The 16,451-nt window shown below is 68.4% G+C and carries 18 protein-coding genes, 1 tRNA gene and 1 pseudogene; 6 read left to right on the top strand and 14 right to left on the bottom strand.

Going from position 1 to position 16,451, the window contains the following annotated elements:
* Positions 1-1,165, top strand: a pseudogene (locus BJP32_RS13065) (peptidase); the annotation flags it as partial.
* A gap of 114 nt (positions 1,166-1,279) precedes the next feature.
* On the opposite strand, the gene BJP32_RS13060 reads toward BJP32_RS13065, so the two are convergent.
* Genes BJP32_RS13060 through BJP32_RS13050 form a run of 3 tightly spaced genes read right to left on the bottom strand, consistent with a single transcriptional unit; the run spans position 1,280 to position 2,769 of the window.
* Positions 1,280-1,756: a DoxX family protein gene (locus tag BJP32_RS13060; RefSeq protein ID WP_076224424.1), complete on the bottom strand. Its 477-nt coding sequence runs from the start codon at positions 1,754-1,756 to the stop codon at positions 1,280-1,282.
* Between the two features lie 8 nt (positions 1,757-1,764).
* Entirely contained in the window at positions 1,765-1,974 is a 210-nt protein-coding gene (locus BJP32_RS13055) for a hypothetical protein (protein WP_128719394.1), read from the bottom strand.
* Between the two features lie 6 nt (positions 1,975-1,980).
* Positions 1,981-2,769 carry a DUF3313 family protein gene (locus BJP32_RS13050; protein ID WP_083673997.1) on the bottom strand — a complete coding sequence of 263 codons (789 nt, stop codon included), beginning with the start codon at positions 2,767-2,769 and terminating at the stop codon, positions 1,981-1,983.
* A 201-nt stretch (positions 2,770-2,970) separates the two neighbouring features.
* On the opposite strand from BJP32_RS13050, the gene BJP32_RS13045 reads away from it, so the two are divergent.
* From BJP32_RS13045 to BJP32_RS13035, 3 genes are all read left to right on the top strand, one after another.
* Positions 2,971-3,504, top strand: a complete 534-nt coding sequence (locus BJP32_RS13045; RefSeq protein WP_076224421.1) for an RNA polymerase sigma factor — start codon at positions 2,971-2,973, stop codon at positions 3,502-3,504.
* Positions 3,505-3,595: 91 nt separating this feature from the next.
* Entirely contained in the window at positions 3,596-4,597 is a 1,002-nt protein-coding gene (locus BJP32_RS13040) for a FecR domain-containing protein (RefSeq protein ID WP_046654437.1), read from the top strand.
* Positions 4,594-7,008 carry a TonB-dependent receptor gene (locus tag BJP32_RS13035; protein WP_046654436.1) on the top strand — a complete coding sequence of 805 codons (2,415 nt, stop codon included), beginning with the start codon at positions 4,594-4,596 and terminating at the stop codon, positions 7,006-7,008. Before BJP32_RS13040 ends, BJP32_RS13035 begins: the two co-directional genes overlap by 4 nt.
* A gap of 68 nt (positions 7,009-7,076) precedes the next feature.
* On the opposite strand, the gene BJP32_RS13030 is transcribed toward BJP32_RS13035, so the two are convergent.
* The 7 genes from BJP32_RS13030 to prfA form a co-directional block, all read right to left on the bottom strand.
* A tRNA-Gly gene (locus BJP32_RS13030) sits at positions 7,077-7,151 on the bottom strand.
* A gap of 97 nt (positions 7,152-7,248) precedes the next feature.
* Complete coding sequence (locus BJP32_RS13025; RefSeq protein ID WP_052748103.1) at positions 7,249-8,202, bottom strand: TraB/GumN family protein; 954 nt, start codon at positions 8,200-8,202, stop codon at positions 7,249-7,251.
* 36 nt (positions 8,203-8,238) lie between these two features.
* Positions 8,239-8,436, bottom strand: a complete 198-nt coding sequence (locus tag BJP32_RS13020) for a helix-turn-helix transcriptional regulator (RefSeq protein WP_003164157.1) — start codon at positions 8,434-8,436, stop codon at positions 8,239-8,241.
* Positions 8,433-8,876, bottom strand: coding sequence for a hypothetical protein (locus tag BJP32_RS13015; protein WP_076224419.1), 444 nt, complete (start codon positions 8,874-8,876; stop codon positions 8,433-8,435). Before BJP32_RS13015 ends, BJP32_RS13020 begins: the two co-directional genes overlap by 4 nt.
* Positions 8,877-8,886: 10 nt before the next feature.
* Positions 8,887-9,273: a hypothetical protein gene (locus BJP32_RS13010; RefSeq protein ID WP_233126838.1), complete on the bottom strand. Its 387-nt coding sequence runs from the start codon at positions 9,271-9,273 to the stop codon at positions 8,887-8,889.
* Between the two features lie 137 nt (positions 9,274-9,410).
* Positions 9,411-10,625: a DNA recombination protein RmuC gene (locus BJP32_RS13005; RefSeq protein ID WP_046654434.1), complete on the bottom strand. Its 1,215-nt coding sequence runs from the start codon at positions 10,623-10,625 to the stop codon at positions 9,411-9,413.
* 72 nt (positions 10,626-10,697) lie between these two features.
* Entirely contained in the window at positions 10,698-11,765 is a 1,068-nt protein-coding gene (gene prfA, locus BJP32_RS13000; protein WP_076224418.1) for a peptide chain release factor 1, read from the bottom strand.
* 187 nt (positions 11,766-11,952) lie between these two features.
* On the opposite strand from prfA, the gene BJP32_RS12995 reads away from it, so the two are divergent.
* Together BJP32_RS12995 and BJP32_RS12990 are read left to right on the top strand one after the other, a co-directional pair.
* Entirely contained in the window at positions 11,953-12,585 is a 633-nt protein-coding gene (locus BJP32_RS12995; RefSeq protein WP_046654432.1) for a response regulator, read from the top strand.
* A 79-nt stretch (positions 12,586-12,664) separates the two neighbouring features.
* On the top strand, positions 12,665-13,444 hold the full coding sequence (locus BJP32_RS12990; RefSeq protein WP_076224416.1) for a sulfite exporter TauE/SafE family protein: 780 nt from the start codon (positions 12,665-12,667) through the stop codon (positions 13,442-13,444).
* 6 nt (positions 13,445-13,450) lie between these two features.
* Here the strand turns inward: BJP32_RS12990 and BJP32_RS17720 are convergent, their stop codons facing one another.
* From BJP32_RS17720 to BJP32_RS12975, 4 genes are all read right to left on the bottom strand, one after another.
* Positions 13,451-13,654: a hypothetical protein gene (locus BJP32_RS17720; RefSeq protein ID WP_233126837.1), complete on the bottom strand. Its 204-nt coding sequence runs from the start codon at positions 13,652-13,654 to the stop codon at positions 13,451-13,453.
* Positions 13,655-13,663: 9 nt separating this feature from the next.
* Positions 13,664-14,053 (bottom strand): glutathione S-transferase family protein, encoded by a 390-nt coding sequence (locus BJP32_RS17715; protein WP_233126836.1) that lies wholly within the window; start codon positions 14,051-14,053, stop codon positions 13,664-13,666.
* Positions 14,050-15,201, bottom strand: coding sequence for a flavodoxin-dependent (E)-4-hydroxy-3-methylbut-2-enyl-diphosphate synthase (gene ispG, locus BJP32_RS12980; RefSeq protein WP_003164167.1), 1,152 nt, complete (start codon positions 15,199-15,201; stop codon positions 14,050-14,052). Before ispG ends, BJP32_RS17715 begins: the two co-directional genes overlap by 4 nt.
* Positions 15,202-15,279: 78 nt before the next feature.
* The gene (locus tag BJP32_RS12975) at positions 15,280-16,398 is read right to left on the bottom strand and encodes a helix-turn-helix domain-containing protein (RefSeq protein ID WP_076224415.1); all 1,119 of its coding nucleotides are present in this window, start codon (positions 16,396-16,398) and stop codon (positions 15,280-15,282) included.
* Between the last annotated feature and the right edge of the window lie 53 nt (positions 16,399-16,451).

Genomic DNA, 16,451 nt, shown 5'->3' with positions numbered 1-16,451 from the left:
CGCCCTGCCCTATGACGCCACCGGCTACACCCTGGCGCTGCAGATGGGGGTCCAGTTCGACCGCATCCTCGACGGCTTCGAGGCGCCGACCGAGCGCGTCGCCGACGTCATGGCCCCGCCCCCCGGCAAGATCGAGGGCAATGGCCGCGCCGGCTGGCTGATCGATCATGCGCCGATCAACGGCTATCTGCTGACCAACCGCCTGCTGGCGGCGGGCGTGCCGGTCTACTGGCAGGAAGGCGAGACCCGCGCGGGCCGGGCGACCCTAGCGCCCGGCGCCCTGTGGATTCCGGCCGACGACAAGGCCCGCCCGATCGTCGAGGCGGCCGTGCGCGACCTGGGCCTGAACGCCCACGCCGTCGCCCGCGCGCCCGGCGGCGAGCGAATCACGCTGAAGCCCGTCCGCATCGGCCTGGTCGACCGTTACGGCGGCTCGATGGCCTCGGGCTGGACCAAGTGGATGCTCGAACAGTTCGAATATCCGTTCGAGGTCGTCTATCCGCAGCGCCTCGACGCGGGCGACCTGAACAAGGATTTCGACGTCCTGCTGTTCGCCTCGGACATGATCCCGGCCAACCTGTCCGCCGCCGCCCAGCGCCCGCAACCGGCGCCGGACAGCATCCCCGCCGAATACCGCAGCTGGCTGGGCCACATCACCGCCGAGAAGACCGTGCCCCAGCTGGACGCCTTCGCGCGGGCAGGCGGCAGCGTCGTCACCATCGGCTCGGCCCACCGCCTGGCCGCCGCCATGGGCGCGCCGGTGCAGGACGTGCTGACGGGCGCCGACGGCAAGCCTCTGGCCTCGACCGACTTCTTCATCCCCGGCGCGGTGATGAAGACCGAGGTCGACAACAGCCGCCCCCTGACCTTCGGCGCGCCGCGTCAGATGGACGTCTTCTTCAACCGCAATGCGGGCTTCCGCCACGCGGGCGACGGCGCGTCCCTGGTGCGCTATCCGCAGCAGGTCGCCGTCTCCAGCGGCTGGGCCATCGGCTCGGACAAGCTGGCGGGCGCCGACGCCGTGCTGGATCTGGAGCACGGTCAGGGCCGGGTCATCGTCCTGGGCCCCGACGTGGTCAACCGCGCCCAGGCCCGCGCCTCCAGCCGCCTGCTGTTCAACGCCCTGTTCTACGGCCCGGCTGCATCGCGCGACGCGGCCCGCTAATCAGACCGACCGAACAGGACAGGCCGCCCGGCGATCAACCGGGCGGCCTTTTTCGCGGGCCCAGTCGTGGAGAGTGAACGCGTCCGGATTCGCTTAACGAACTGGGGGCGGTCGTCATGAGGTCGCGTTCCGAAGCTGGGCGTGGTCGCGCCACTCCCACCGACCGAGAAGAATGATCAAGGACATCAGCAGGAGCACGCAGTTCACGGCCGCCAGGAAGATGTCGCCGTTGAGCGTGTGAAAGACGACCATGCCGCCGGCGACCGCCAGAAGGCCGATAGCGCCGACCAGCATGACCGAACGGAACAGCGACCAGGACATCAGCGGCGCCACGATGAACAGGGCGAGCGCCGTCTCGATCCCGCCGATCACACGCAGCAGTTCCGTATCGACCTGAGCCGGCCACGTCATCATCAGGGCCAGCAAGTCATGCTTCTGAGTGAGCTTGGCGTATCCGGCCCCGATGTAGAACATGGCCAGCCAGCTTTGCATGACCCACAGGAACAGGTGCGCGTACAGGCGTGAACGCCGCGCTGCGGGGGATGTCGGCCCAGGACGGCGCGCCCCTGCGACCCAGGAACGGGGAAGCATGATCGATCTCAATCGGCGGAAGTTGACAGAAAAGGCCCGGCGGGTCGGTTCAGCCCCGCGGTCCGGCCTGCAAGGCGGCGGCGGCGCGCGAAAGCCATCGCGTGCCGACGCCCGGCGTCTGGGCGATGCACCCCCAGCAGGTGGATGTAGAACATGGCCAGCCAGGTCTGCATGATCCGCAGGACACGCTGCATGCCGCCCCAAGAACGAGAACGCATGGTCAATCAGTCCTTCTGCGGCCCGGTTCCGGCCGCTTCGGGGAAATAGAGCCCCGTCACGGAATCCACAGCCATGCTCGCGGCCATGCGGCCGATGTCCCGGCGCGGACCGTAGGCGGCGCAGGGGTCCGGTGAGGGAATCTTGATCTCCTTGCGGGCCTTGGTGGCGAAGGCTTCTCTCACCGCGTCTCCCATCGGCTCGGCCATCTGCAAGGCGTCGCCGACGCGCGAGAGCGAAGGCGTGTCCATGCCCACCACCTGGGCGGTGCGCGCCCAGGAGATGGCGGCGATCTGGCGTCCGCCGCCCGGCTCCAGCAGCTCCGATTCCACAGCCAGTCCGCCGGTCGAACCCGGCACGCGCAGAGTGACGACAGGCACGACGAAGCCGCTGGCGGCGCTGACGACGGACCCCACGCGGCCGGTCGCTTCAAACCGTACGATGGCCGTGCGGACCGTCGCGGTCTTCGACGTCGGCGTCGTCACCACCGCAAAACGCTCGCTGACTTCGAAACAGATCTGACGATCCACCTCGCGCAGCACCATCGAACGCTCCGTCTCCGTCAGACCTTCGCCGACGCGGGGAGCGAAAACCGCCTTTTCCAAGAAGACGCTATCGACGCTGTCGGATGCGGCGTCGTCGCGCCGCTGCTGAATCGAGGCGCCCTCGTTTATGCCGCCGCGCTTCTGCATGTCGGCGTAGCTGCTGAGAAAGCCGGAGTTCGGCGCCGGCTTGGTGCTGCAGGCGGCAAGGCCCGCCGTTGCGAGAATGGGGGCGATCATGAGCGCTCTGTTCATGAGGTGTCTCCGGTCGTCGTCTTGGCTCACAGCGCCCTGATGCCGGCGCTCCACCTGAGACGCCGCCGCCCCGCCTCCCCCTCAATCGAATTCAAAATATTCTTCCGGACTCCAACTTGACGCATTGCGGAAAACGCCAGCGCATTGGAGAAGGCCGCTTCTGGATATGGCGACGTCTGACATCGAGGGGTCTATTCACACGTGACGTCGAACGCGAAAGCCGAACTTCTGGCCGTTTACTTGGAACGTCGCCCCGCGCTCGTCCGCTTCTTTGCGACGAGGACCGGATGCCCTGATCGTGCGGAAGACATCGTGCAGGACATCTACGTTAGACTTCAGGCCCTGTCGGAAACCTCTGCGCGCGAAATCGCCAATCCCGCCGCCTTCCTGTACCGGATCGGCGGCAATCTGATGTTGGACGGCGTTCGGCGACGACAGCGCGCCTCGGCCAGGGATCAGGCCTGGTCCGATGCGTCGAGCCTAAGCTCTGACGGCGTATCGGTCGCCGATTCCCCCTCTCCCGAGGATGCGGCCTGGGCGCGGTTGAAGTTCGATCGGGTCGCGGCGGCCGTCGAGGAGCTCCCTCCCAATGTCCGCATCGCCCTTCGTCTGCACCGGATCGAAGGCCTGACCCACGCAGAGGTCGCCGCACGCATGGGCGTCTCGCGCAGCTCGGTCGAAAAGTACCTGAGCACCGCCCTAGCCCACCTGTTGAAACGGGTCGGATGGCCATGAAATCAAGATTTCACCGCTATTCATTGTGGGTCGTCGCGCTCCGCGGCGTCTCTTTCTCTGGACGCCCCCTCGTCCTACGGGCTGAAGCCGCATGACACGCCACACCTCGCCCTTTTCCCAGAGCGTTATCGACCAGGCCTCGGCCTGGGCCGTCCGGCTGGGCGGCGGCGACATGTCCGAGGCGGACTACCTGGCCCTTGAAGCCTGGCTGGCGGCCTCGCCCGATCATCCTCACGCCCTGACTGAAGCCGAGCAACTATGGGCGGCTCTGGACGATGATCACGGCGCCCTGGACGCCGCCTTGACGCAGGCCGCCGCCGCGACAGCGCCGACGATATCCGCCCTCGCGTCCCGCAAACGCTCGCCCAATCGACGCTGGCGGTGGGCCGGAGGAGGCCTGGCCGCCGCCCTGGCCGCAGGCCTTCTGCTTCTGCCCCTGTTGAGCGATCGGACCTCCACCTATGTCACCGCGCCCGGCGAACAGAAGACGATCACCCTCCGCGACGGCTCGTCCATCGCCATGAACGGCGGCTCGGAACTTTCGGTCCGCCTGTCCGGCAAGGAGCGGTTGATCGAGATGAAGTCGGCCGAAGCCGCCTTCGACGTGGCGCATGACGCCCAGCGCCCCTTCCGCGTGACGGTCGGCGAGAGCCGGATCGAGGTCTTGGGCACGGCCTTCGACGTTCGTCGCGACGGGCGCTCCACGACCGTCAACGTCTCCAGAGGCGTCGTGCGGGTCTCCGAACTGGCGGACCCCGCCCACCATGTCCGCCTGACCATGGGACAGGCCGTCACCCTGGTGGACGGCAGCCACGCCCTCGAGGTGACGCAAGGCTCGACCGAGACCGCCGGCTGGCGCGCCGGGCGGCTGGTTTACGACAACCGCCCCCTGTCGGACGTCGCCGCCGACCTCAGCCGCGCCTATCCGACGCCCGTACGCGCCGTCGGCGACGCCGCCGATATCCGCTTCACAGGCACCCTGATTCTCGACGACCAGGCCGCGACCTTGCGTCGTCTCGAGGCCTTTCTTCCCATCTCCGCATCCCGCGCGGATGGAGCCGTCCAGCTCAGGTCACGCGAAGCCGCGCGATGATCTGCAGAGGGCGACGCGGGTTCATCCTGTTCGGCATTGCGTTCTCGCTGGGCGGCCAGACGGCGCAGGCCGGGGAGCGACATCGGCTGTCCATCCCCGCCCAGCCGATGACGGCGGCCGTCCTGCAACTCGGCGTTCAGGCCCGGGTCTCGATCAACGCCGGAGCCGCCGCCGCCTGCGGCCGTTCGCGCGCCGTCCGCGGCTCTCATGACGTCCAATCGGCCTTGCGCCTGATGACGGAGGGAAGCGCTTGCGCCTTCCGGCGCATCGACGATCGAACCTACATCATCACGCCCCGCCCCCAACCGCGCCCTGCGTCCTCCCCGAGGACGGCCCCCGAAGCGCCGCCGGTCGAGCACGTCCCTTTCGCCGTCGATGACGTCATCGTCACCGCCACGAAACGCGATCTGGCGCTGGCCGACGCCCCCTACGCCCTGTCCGCGCTGGACGGAGACGTCTTTGACGCCGCGGCGCGACAGGACACCGCCGCCCTCGCCACTCGCCTGGCGGGGCTCACCGTCACCAACCTGGGCTCCGGCCGCAACAAACTGTTCGTGCGGGGACTGGCCGACAGCCCCCTGACCGGCCAGACGCAGGCGATGGTGGGGCTATACCTCGACGAAACCCGCCTGACCTACGACGCGCCCGATCCGGACCTGCGCCTGGTCGACCTGGAACGCGTCGAGCTCCTGCGCGGCCCCCAGGCTTCGCTCTATGGGGCCGGCGCCATGGGAGGGGTGCTGAAGCTGGTGAGCCGACCGCCCGAACTGGACGCCTACAGCGGCAAGGCCTCCGCAGGGGTCAGCTTCACCGAAGGCTCCATCTCCGGCAATTCGACGGATGTGATCTTCAACGCGCCGTTGATCCGCGACCGCCTGGCCATGCGCACCGTCATCTATCAGGAAAGGTTCGGCGGCGTCATCGACGACACGAATCTGGGCCTGATCGACACCGGCCGCACCGTGCGCTCGGGAACGCGCATGACGTTTCTATGGCGCATTGATCCCCAGTGGCAGGCGCGGCTCGGCTGGGTGCGGCAGGACATCAGGATCAACGACAGCCAGTACGCCTTCGAATCATCCCAAGGAGCCTACGAACGCGCCCTGTCGAAACGCGAGCCGAGCAACAACAACTTCAGCGGCATGGCGCTGGCTGTCACGGGAGATTTGAGCTGGGGGCGGGTGAAGATCACCAACGCCTTTCAGGCGCACAACCTCGGCCGTCGCTACGATGCGACCAGGGCCGCCGCGTCACTGGGCGCAAGCGACGGGCCGCTGATTTATGACGAGGCGGACAGCATCGAGGCGATCGCGCTGGAGATGTCCGTCGCCACCCATCCAGGAGGCCCCTTCGAAGGCATCGCCGGCGTCTACGCTTCGCAGTACGAACATGACCGGGCTGGCGAACTGCGCGATCTCGAGCCTGACCAGCAACTGTTTCGGGCCATCAAGCAGGACAAGACCTGGGAAGCCGCCCTGTTCGGCGAAGCGGCCTGGAACCCGCTTGATCGCGTCAAGCTCACCGTCGGCGGACGCTACTTCGTCGTCGCGATCCTCTCCCACACCTATCAGCAGAGCCGCGTGTCCGAGGACAAGTTCGAGGGACAGCATGAGGATGCAGACTTCGCGCTGAAAAGCGTGCTCGAGTACGATGTAAGCGACAGCCTGCTCGCCTATGTGCAGCAAAGTCAGGGTTATCGCGTCGGCGGCTTCAACGGCGGCGCGCTGATCGACAAACCGTACGGCCAGCCGGGCTCCGGCGCGCCGCCCTTTCGCGAATTCGCCCCGGACAGGCTCTATAGCCTGGAGGCGGGCGTGCGCTGGCGGGGCTTCGACAACCGCCTCATGCTCCGCGCCGCCGCCTTCCGGACCCGATGGGAGGATATCCAATCCGACCGCGTCTCTCCGGACGGCCTTCCCTTCACCGCCAATATCGGCTCCGGCGGCAGCACCGGCATAGAAGTCGAGGGCGTCTGGCGCCACGGCCCGTGGCGGTTGGACTTCAACTTCATGGCCAATGACGCCCGCCTGGAGACCGCGGACAAGAACTACCCCCTGGAAGAAGGCGGCCACCTGCCAGGCGTGCCCAGGGTTCTGAGCGCCGCCAGCGCCCGCCGCGAGGTGTCGCTGGGCGGCCTGCCCGGATGGATCAGCGGTTCGGTCGGCTATGTCGGCCCGTCCAGCCAGCAACTGTCCCCCGTCGCCACCACCCAGATGGGAGACTATGCGACGTCCGAAGTGGCCGCGAGCGTCGCCATGGGCGCCTGGGACGCCACCCTCCGCATAGACAATCTGTTCAACGGCTCGGGCGACACCTTCGGCTACGGCAATCCGTTCCTCGTCGGCCGAGAGACCGTCGCCACGCCCCAAAGACCGCGCAGTTTCGCCCTGTCGCTGACGCGCAGCTTCTGACGACGGGGCATGCCGCACCCTGTCGCCTGCGGCGACCTGGCTGATTGCCCATAAACCATTGAAATGTTTGGAGCGGGTAGCGAGAATCGAACTCGCGACATTCAGCTTGGGAAGCTGACGTTCTACCTCTGAACTATACCCGCGCCGCGCCGAGGCGGAGCGCGAAGATATAGGGCGCGGGGCAAAAGAAAAGGCCCGGCGAACCGGGCCTTTGGATTTTTTGACAGAGGTCGAGACGGATCAGTCGCGGACTTCCTCGACCGTGACGCCGCGCTTGGCCAGCATGGCCTGAACGCTGTCGGCCCCCGCCAGGTGGCCGGCCCCGACCGAGATGAAGGCCGTGCCAGAGCCTTCCAGCAGGGTCACGATCTGATTGGTCCAGTCGGCGTTGCGGCGCGTCAGCATGACCTCGTACATCTCCGGCGATTCCGCCTTCATCTCCTGGCCGATCAAGACGTCCAGACCGTCCACGTCGCCGGTCGACCAGGCGCCGACCATGCGGCCCAGGAACTCCGGCGCCTGATCGAACTCCTTCAGGCCCGAGCGCAGCATGGCCAGCTGCGCCCCTTCCGACATGTCGGCGATGAAGCCGATCTGCTGGGGCATGGTTTCAAGACCCTTGATCGGCTTGCCGGTCGCGGCGGCGCGGGCGTGCAGCACCTGGTCCCCGCCGTTCTGCGGCAGATAACCGGCCTTGGTGATGCTGGCCATGGCCAGCTGCAGGGCCGCGAACCACGGGCGCAGCGGGTCCAACTGGGCGGCCGTCGCGCCGATGGAGCGGGCGGCGGCGTCGAGGTCGGCCTGTTCCTCGGCGGTCAGCAGGCTGGACAGGGGACGGTCGGGCGAGACGCCCTTGGACTGGATGATCGGCACGGCGCCCGCTACGTCGTTCAGATCGGCGATCTCGAACCAGTATTCGTCGGCGGCGGCGAAGGCGCGGTCCAACTTGGCGCTGCCCCAGGGCGTCTCGGGCTTCAGCACATGGACGGTGCCGAACAGATAGAGGGTGGAGTCCGCATCCTTGACCACCCACAGGCGCGGACCGGACCCGGCCGGGGCGACGGCCACGGCGGCCGGATCGGCGGCGGCGGGCGCGGCCTGGGCGAAGGCGGGCGTCGTGGGCGCCAGCAGGACGGCGGTCAGGGCGGCGGCGGAGACGGAGGCGGCGGCGCGGCTCCAGAGTCGGCGGATCATGGTCAGGCTCCTAGGGTCGCAAAAGAGAAACAGCCGTCAGCCTTCTTCGTCGATAAAGATGGATTCGATCGGCATCTGGAACAGCCGGGCGATCTTGAACGCCAGCGGCAGGGAGGGGTCGTAGCGGCCGGTCTCGAGCGCGTTCACCGTCTGACGCGACACGCCCAGTTCGTCGGCTAGGTGCGCCTGGCTCCAGTCGCGCTCGGCGCGCAGCACCTTGAGGCGGTTCTTCATGCACGTCTCTCCTGGCCGGGACGCGACAGGTTAAAACGCGCCACCTGGGCCATCGCCTCGCCGAACAGAAAACCGCCCGCAGGCAGGGTCGCCAGCATGACAGGGCTGACTCCATCGCCCATCAGGCTCGAGATGACGAACAGGGTCGAGCCGTAGGCCAGGGCCCACCAGCCGCCCTGAGCCTGCGCCATCAGGGCCAAACGCTCTTCCAGCTCATCGATCGCCGCCTGTCGGCGAAGCACGGCGATCCAGACGAAGACAGGCAGAACCACGGCGGCTGCGGCCAGCGCCTTCAAAGGCAGCGCGTCGCCGCCCGTCGACAGGTAGGCGCCGCCCCAGGCGGCGCCGGCGAGCCAGACGACGCCCGCCGCCATCTTCAGCAGGAACAACACACCGGTTCGGGCCAAGGGCTTGTCGCCCAGGAAAGCGCTGTCGCTCACGGCATTCTCCTCAACGACGGCCCAGCCACCACCAGGCCCAAGCCAGGCTGTAGCCGGCGACCTGGAACAGTAGAATGGCCATCATGCCGCTCAACAACAGGTCAGGCGGGGTCTCGCCCACCCACCGCGGTAAAAGAATTTCGTCCCGGCGCAGAGACAAGACCAGCAGCAGCACGGCCCCGACGGCCATGCCCCCCATGCCGCCCCAGAACCAGGACCACTTATGGGCTTCGCGCGCCGCCTCATCGAGATGACGCCACCACCAGATGCAGATCAGCAAAGTCCCGGCCATGACCAGGGCCAGCATGGCAGCGGTCATGGCAAAACCGGCCACGCCCGGCTGGTCTGACAGAACAACGCCGAGGACGCCGCCGAGCACTCCCAGCGCGAGAGACACGACGAACACCAAAAGAGCGCCTCGCACTCCGAGCGGCTTGAACGATTTGGACGACATGGACGCTCTCGAGGACAAACAGACAAGTTTGTTTGTCATCCTCAGCACAAAACGTCAAGCGTGTTTGTCACACTCAGTCGTCACTCCGGGGCGTTCAGCAACTCCGGGCGGCTGAGGGCGCGGGGCGATTGTTCGACGGCGTTCAGTTCGGGAAGCTCCTTGCCCTCGTGATCGACCTTCAGATCCTCGAAGCGGCGGGCCGAAACCATGACCTGGCTTTCCAGCGAGCCGACGAACTGGTTGTAGCGGGAAACCGCCGCGTCCAGCGCCTTGCCGACCGAGGCGGCGTGGCCGCCCATGACCGACAGCCGCTTGTAGAGCTCCTTGCCCAGCTTGGCGACGTCCTCGGCGTTGCGGGCCTGCTCCTCGGCGCGCCAGCCGTAGGCGACCGCCTTGCACAGGGCGAACAGGGTGGTGGGCGTGACGATGACCACGCGCGAGGCCATGGCCGTGGTCATCAGGTCCGGCTCATGGTCCAGGGCGGCGGCCAGGAAGGCGTCGCCCGGCACGAACATGGCGACGAAGTCGGGGCTGGGCTTGAACTGGTCCTGATAGGCCTTGGACGACAGCTGGCGCACGTGGGTCTTCATGCTGGCGGCGGTGCGCAGGGACATGGCGCGCGCCTGGGCCTCTTCATCGCCGTCCGCCTCGTCGGCGAAGGCCAGGGACACCTTGGCGTCGATCACGAACATGCCGCCGCCGGGCAACTTCACGATGAAGTCCGGGCGCTGCTGGCGGCCTTCATCGGTGGCCGAGGAGTTCTGCTCTTCGAAGTCGAAGCGGCCGGCCATGCCCGCCGCCTCCAGCACGTTGCGGCAGGTCTGTTCGCCCCAGCGGCCGCGACGGCCGGTGTTGCCCTTCAGCGCCTCGGTCAGACGCCGCGCTTCATCGCGGGTGGCGGTGGAAGCCGCCATCAGCAGGTTGAGCTGCTCCTTCAGGCCGCCGGTCTCGTCGGCGCGCGCCTTTTCCAGCGCCGTGACGTGCTGCTGAAACTTGGCCAGGGTCTCGGACACGGGCTTGAGCTGGGCCTCCATCCGCTCGCGCGCCACGCGGTCCTGCGCCTGAAAGGTCTCGGTAGCGCGGGCGACCAGCTTGGTCGCCACCGCCTCGGCCGACTGGGACGCCTGGGCCTTGAGGAACTCGGCCATGGAGTCCCGGCTTTCCTCCATCAGCGCCAGCCGCGCATCGGCGGCGTCCAGCGCGCCGCGCGTCTTCTGCCAGCCCATATAGGCCCACAGGAAGCCCGCCGCGGCGACCGCGACAAAGGCCAAGAGGACGAGTTCCAGCATGTTCATGCTCCGTTCCTAGCGGGAGTCGGAGCCAGGTTAAAGCGGGGCCGCGTCAGATGCGGACGCGCCTCGGCGCCCTCAGCCCAGTTCGGCTTCCAGATCGGCCAGGCGGGCGGCCTGGTCTTCGGCGATCAGGGCGTTGAGCATGGGGTCGAGGTCGCCCTCGAGGATTTGCGGCAGGCTGTGCAGGGTCAGGCCGATGCGGTGATCCGTCACCCTTCCTTGCGGGAAGTTGTAGGTGCGGATGCGTTCGGAGCGATCGCCCGAGCCGACCTGGGACTTGCGCGCGTCGGAACGGGCGGCGTCCTTGGCCTGGCGCTGCATGTCATAGAGGCGCACGCGCAGGTTCTTCATCGCCTTGTCGCGGTTCACGTGCTGCGACTTTTCCGAAGAGGTGGCGACGATGCCGGTGGGCAGGTGGGTGATGCGCACCGCCGAGTCGGTCTTGTTGACGTGCTGGCCGCCCGCGCCGGACGAGCGATAGGTGTCGATACGGATGTCCTTGTCGAGGATCTCGATCTCGACGTCCTCGACCTCGGGCAGGACGGCGATGGTCGCCGCCGAGGTGTGGATGCGGCCGCCCGCCTCGGTGGTGGGCACGCGCTGGACGCGGTGGACGCCGCTCTCGAACTTCAGGCGGCCGAAGACGCCCTCGCCGCTGACAGTGGCGATGATCTCCTTGAAGCCGCCGGCGTCGCCCTCGGCGGCGCTGTCGATCTCGACCCGCCAGCCGCGCGACTGAGCGTAGCGCGAGTACATGCGGAACAGGTCGCCCGCGAACAGCGCCGCCTCGTCGCCGCCGGTGCCCGCGCGCACTTCCAGCACGGCCGAGGCGTTTTCATCGGCGTCGCGCGGGGCCAGCAGCAGGGCGACTTCACGCTCCAGTGTCGGCAGGCGCTCGGTCAGGGCGTCCAGTTCATCGGCGGCCAGGGCGGCCATTTCCGGGTCGGCGGCCATCGCCTTGAGGTCGTCCGCCTCGGCGCGGGCGCGGGCCAGGGCCTGAACCGCGTCAGCCACGGGCTTGAGCTCGGCGTGCTCTTTCGACAGGCGCACGATCTCGGCGCCGTCGGTGGCCGCGCCCATGCGCGCCTCCACCTGATGGAAGCGGTCGAGCACCTGATCGAGCCGGGCCTGAGGCAGTCGCAACGGCGTGTCCTTGCTGAGAAAATCGAGCGCGGAGCCTTACCCGCGACACGCCGCCGTGTCGATAAAAACGCCTCTACACGCGCTCATGGAGCAATCGTGAACAGCCGTCACAAGCCCGTCAGGCCGGTTTTTTCGCAACTGCAAAACCCCTAGCTCCTGTGAGGCTGAAACAGAAGGAGACAGGGGCATGACCGTCATCAAGCCTCAGAACGCCGCCCCGCCGGGCGCGGCGAATACCGATGCGGCGCGACTGTGCGCCCTCTACGACGACCTGTTGCAAGCGGGCGGAGCCGTGTCGCCCGAGGCCGAGCGCGAGCTGAGAGCCCTGGCCAAGATCTTCGACCTGGACGCCGAGCGCCCCGCCGCCGAACTGTGGCCCTATGTCCGCGCCGTCCTGGTGCGCCAGGCCCCGGCGCCGGAGCGGACCTCGACCGAGCCGACCACGACCCCGGCGGCCGAAGCCGCCCCCCTGACCGTCCTGCTGGTCGAGGATGACGCCGACGCCGCCCTGGACCTGACCGAGGCGCTGGACGCCGCCGGGCACCGCGTCGTCGGTCCCTTCCACAGCGCCGAAGCCGCAGCGGCGGCGACCGCGCTTCACCCCATCGACGTGGCCCTGCTCGACATCAACCTGTCGGGCGAGAACACGGGCGTGGACCTGGCCCGCAGCCTCAAGTCGCGCTGGGGCGTGCCGGTGATCTTCCTGTCCGGCGACGTGACGGCGGCGGCGCAGAACGCCGAACTGGCCGCCGCCATGGTCATCAAGCCCTATCGCGGTCGCGACGTGCTGGACGCCCTGTCCCGGCTGGAGTCCGCCTGAGCCGGCTCATGACGGCCATTGCCAGGCGGCGCGCGACCTGCGCCTGATGGCCCTCAACCCCACCGGCCCGAGGCGCTGAATGGACACCTTCTTCCTGTTCCTTCTGGTCGGCGTCCTGGCCCAGGCGGTCGACGGCGCCCTGGGCATGGCCTACGGCGTCATCTCCTCCTCGGTGCTGCTGGCTTTGGGCGTGCCCCCGGCCACGGCCTCGGCCAGCGTCCACGCCGCCGAGGTCTTCACCACGGCTGCCTCGGCGGGAAGCCATGCCTGGCACAAGAACGTCGAGTGGCGGCTGCTGGCGCCGCTGGCCATCGCGGGCGTGATCGGCGGGGTGCTGGGCGCCTATGTTCTGACGGGACTGGAGGCCTCGACCATCAAACCCTTCGTCGTCGGCTATCTGGCCCTGGTCGGGGTGTGGATCCTGTGGCGCGCCGGGCATGACATCCGCCCGCGCCACCTGCCCGCCTGGGTCACGGCGCCGCTGGGGCTGGTCGGCGGCTTTCTGGACGCCGTGGGCGGCGGCGGCTGGGGGCCGACCGTCTCCTCGACCATGGTCGGCGCCGGGCATGAGCCGCGCAAGGCCATCGGCACGGTGAACACAGCCGAAATCTTCCTGACCGTGGCCGTCTCGGCCACCTTCGTCTGGGCCCTGGTCAGCGGCCACTGGGAAGAGGCGGGCGCGCTCCAGAACCACGCGGCGGCCGTCGGCGGCCTGGTGGTCGGCGGCCTGATCGCCGCCCCCTTCGCCGGACTGATCGTCAAGAAGGTGCCGCGCAAGGCCCTGACCTATGCGGTCGGCTTCCTGCTGCTGATCCTCGCCGCCTTCCAGGGCGCGCAACTGCTGAAACTGATCGGCTGATCCCGTCTAGCGCGGGAAGGTGTCGATGAAGCTGAGACGCTGCTCCAGCGCCGCCTGCAGGGCGACCAGGTTCGGGCGGCCCGTCTTCCAGTCGTAGTCCGGGTGACGGAAGCCGATCCAGGTGACGGCGATCCCGGCCGTCAACACGCCCATGTCCAGCGCCTCGGCGTCCGGGGCGGCGCTCTCCAGCGCATCCAGGGCGCGGCCCATGTTGACGGTCTAGCGCGCGATCCAGGACGGCGAGCGCTCATGCTTGGGTCGCCGCTTCTCCAGCACCAGTTTGACGCCCATCTCCAACGCGGCGTTGGCCAGGGTCTCCAGCCGCTTGACCCGCAGGCGCTCCGCCCCCTCGGTCGGCAGCAGACGCGGTCCCGAACCCAGGGCGTCGAGATACTCGGCGATGACCGGGCTGTCGGTCAGCGGCAGGCCGTCCTCGGCGATCAGCGTCGGAACCTGAACCACGGGGTTGGTCGACAGCAGCTCCGGCGCGTCGGCGTAGGGATCGACGACGATCTCCTCGATCCGGTCGGCCAGCCCCTTTTCGCGAGCGACGATGCGAACCTTGCGGGCGAAGGGCGACGGGGTGGTGATGTAGAGCTTCATGGTCATTCGGCGGCGTTGAGAGCGATGGCGGCGGCGCGGGCGGCGTCCAGTTCGGCGGCCTTGGCTTCGACCTGGGCGACGATCTCGTCGATCATGCCCTCATTGGCCTGTTTGTGAGCGATCTTGCCGTTCAGATAGACCATGCCCGCCCCCTTGCCGCCGCCGGTGAAGCCGATGTCGGTATAGAGGGCCTCGCCTGGACCGTTGACCACGCAGCCGATGATGGACAGCGACATGGCCGTCGAGACATGCGCCAGTCGCTCCTCCAGAATCCCCACCGTCTCAATGACGTTGAAGCCCTGACGCGCGCAGGACGGGCAGGCGATGATGTTCACCCCCCGGTGACGCAGGCCCAGCGACTTCAGGATATCGAAACCGACCTTGATCTCTTCGACCGGATCGGCGGCCAGGGACACGCGGATGGTGTCGCCGATGCCCGACCACAGCATATTGCCCATGCCGATGGCCGATTTGATGGTGCCGGTGCGCAGCGGCCCCGCCTCGGTCACGCCGAGGTGCAGGGGGCAGTCGATGGCGTCAGCCAGTTGCTGATAGGCGGCCACCGTCAGGAAGGGATCGGACGCCTTCACCGAGATCTTGAACTCGTGGAAGTCCAAATCCTGAAGAATCCGGGCGTGGTTCAGGGCGCTTTCGACCATCGCATCCGGACAGGGCTCGCCGTATTTCTCCAGCAGCTCCTTCTCCAGCGAGCCGGCGTTGACGCCGATGCGCATGGAGCAGCCGTGGTCGCGGGCAGCCTGAACGACTTCCTTGACCCGCTCGATCGAACCGATGTTGCCGGGGTTGATGCGCAGACAGGCGGCGCCCGCCTGGGCCGCCTCGATGCCGCGCTTGTAGTGGAAGTGGATGTCCGCCACGAGCGGCACGCGGGCCTCGCGCGCGATGGTCCTGAAGGCCGCCGTCGACTCCTCGTCCGGGCAGGAGACGCGCACGATGTCGGCCCCGGCCTCTTCCAACTGACGGATCTGCTCCAGCGTCGCCGCCGCGTCGGTCGTCGGCGTATTGGTCATCGACTGGACGCTGATCGGGGCGTCGCCGCCGACAGGGACGGAGCCGACCATGATCTGGCGGCTCTTGCGGCGCTCGATGTGGCGCCAGGGGCGGATATGGCCGAGTTCGGAATGGTCGCTCATGACGCCGGGAACATAGGACAGGAAGAGCGGCAAAACCACGACAGGCGGCGAAAGATCGCGCCTTCGTCGAGGAAAGGATCAGGCGGCGGGCGCGGGAGCCGCGGCGGCGGCCTGGGTCGGCGTCGGCGAAGGCGTCGCGGCGGCCGCAGCCGCCGCCTGAGCCGCGCGGGCCCGGGCCTCGACCGCGGCGGCGGCGCGGGCCTCGGACTCGCGCGCGGCCGCCTGGGCGCGGTTGTTCAGCGACCCGAGCGGCGACTGGGGCGTGGGCAGCACGCCGCCATGCTCGCCGTTCAGATAGACGTCGAAGGCCGCCGGATCGGGCGTGTCGATGGTGGCCGCCACGCCGGGCGGCGCGCGCCAGGCCTCGCCCGCAGCCAGCTGGCGCGCGAACAGGATGCGGCCGTCGCCCTGGCGGATGACCAGGATGGCGGGCTTGCGCGCCTGAAGCGTGACCTGGGAGACCGTGGCCGAGGCGCCGTAGATGGCCCCGCGCGGGTTGAAGGCGGCCTGCACCGGCGGCGCGGGCGGAGGCGCGGCGTTGGGGTCGTCCGGGTCGATCCCGGTCAGCTGAGCCTCCAGCCCCGGGGTGATGTACATGGCCGGCGTCGTCTGGTCCGGCGGGGCCGCCTTGGGCGCGCCGAGATAGAGGGCGCGGTCCCGTTGATGGTCGGCCTGCTCGGCCCAGTCCTTGGGCACGGCGACCAGGTCGGAGGGGTGCGGCGCCTCGATCCGGTTGATGCGCTGGAAGACGTTCCAGCCGATCACCACCGCCAGGAAGACGCCGATGACGCCCAGGATCTTGGGCGAGTTCTGGCGCATCTGCTGCAAGGCGGCGCCCGTCGGCGGCTGCAGCGGCACGGCCGCATCGGGGTATTCCTGCTTGAACCGCTCGACCGCGTTCAACTCGTCCAGGCCCAGGGCTCCGGCATAGGCGCGCACATAGCCCATGGAGAAGATGCGCGACGGCAGGACAGCGTACTCGCCCTGCTCCAGCGCGGTCAGGAAACGCGGATGCACCCGCGTCTTGGTCGACAACTCAGCCATGGACAGGCCCGACGCCAGGCGCGCGGCGCGCAGGGACGCGCCCAGGGAATCGTCCGAGGGTTCTTCAGGCGTCGCTTCGGGCGTCGCCTCCGGGGTCTGATCCAGCGTCGCGTCGGCGTCGAAGTCGAACGCGGCTTGCCGATCCTGGTCCATAGGGTCGGTGTTCCGTCACGCTGGGCGCCGATGCGCCCGTCACCCCCGCTTAG

The sequence above is a fragment of the Brevundimonas sp. ZS04 genome (genome assembly GCF_001956865.1).
Taxonomy (GTDB): domain Bacteria; phylum Pseudomonadota; class Alphaproteobacteria; order Caulobacterales; family Caulobacteraceae; genus Brevundimonas; species Brevundimonas diminuta.
The sequence above is the reverse complement of the archived record's forward strand: the minus strand, read 5'-3'. Positions and strand labels throughout refer to the sequence as shown.

Excerpts from the sequence above, each read along its gene's own strand:
- BJP32_RS13060 (WP_076224424.1), bottom strand. The coding sequence starts at position 1,756 with ATGCTTCCCCGTTCCTGGGTCGCAGGGGCGCGCCGTCCTGGGCCGACA.
- BJP32_RS13055 (WP_128719394.1), bottom strand. The coding sequence starts at position 1,974 with ATGCGTTCTCGTTCTTGGGGCGGCATGCAGCGTGTCCTGCGGATCATG.
- BJP32_RS13050 (WP_083673997.1), bottom strand. The coding sequence starts at position 2,769 with ATGAACAGAGCGCTCATGATCGCCCCCATTCTCGCAACGGCGGGCCTT.
- BJP32_RS13040 (WP_046654437.1), top strand. The coding sequence starts at position 3,596 with ATGACACGCCACACCTCGCCCTTTTCCCAGAGCGTTATCGACCAGGCC.
- BJP32_RS13035 (WP_046654436.1), top strand. The coding sequence starts at position 4,594 with ATGATCTGCAGAGGGCGACGCGGGTTCATCCTGTTCGGCATTGCGTTC.
- BJP32_RS13025 (WP_052748103.1), bottom strand. The coding sequence starts at position 8,202 with ATGATCCGCCGACTCTGGAGCCGCGCCGCCGCCTCCGTCTCCGCCGCC.
- BJP32_RS13020 (WP_003164157.1), bottom strand. The coding sequence starts at position 8,436 with ATGAAGAACCGCCTCAAGGTGCTGCGCGCCGAGCGCGACTGGAGCCAG.
- BJP32_RS13005 (WP_046654434.1), bottom strand. The coding sequence starts at position 10,625 with ATGAACATGCTGGAACTCGTCCTCTTGGCCTTTGTCGCGGTCGCCGCG.
- BJP32_RS12995 (WP_046654432.1), top strand. The coding sequence starts at position 11,953 with ATGACCGTCATCAAGCCTCAGAACGCCGCCCCGCCGGGCGCGGCGAAT.
- BJP32_RS12990 (WP_076224416.1), top strand. The coding sequence starts at position 12,665 with ATGGACACCTTCTTCCTGTTCCTTCTGGTCGGCGTCCTGGCCCAGGCG.
- BJP32_RS17720 (WP_233126837.1), bottom strand. The coding sequence starts at position 13,654 with ATGGGCCGCGCCCTGGATGCGCTGGAGAGCGCCGCCCCGGACGCCGAG.
- BJP32_RS17715 (WP_233126836.1), bottom strand. The coding sequence starts at position 14,053 with ATGACCATGAAGCTCTACATCACCACCCCGTCGCCCTTCGCCCGCAAG.
- ispG (WP_003164167.1), bottom strand. The coding sequence starts at position 15,201 with ATGAGCGACCATTCCGAACTCGGCCATATCCGCCCCTGGCGCCACATC.
- BJP32_RS12975 (WP_076224415.1), bottom strand. The coding sequence starts at position 16,398 with ATGGACCAGGATCGGCAAGCCGCGTTCGACTTCGACGCCGACGCGACG.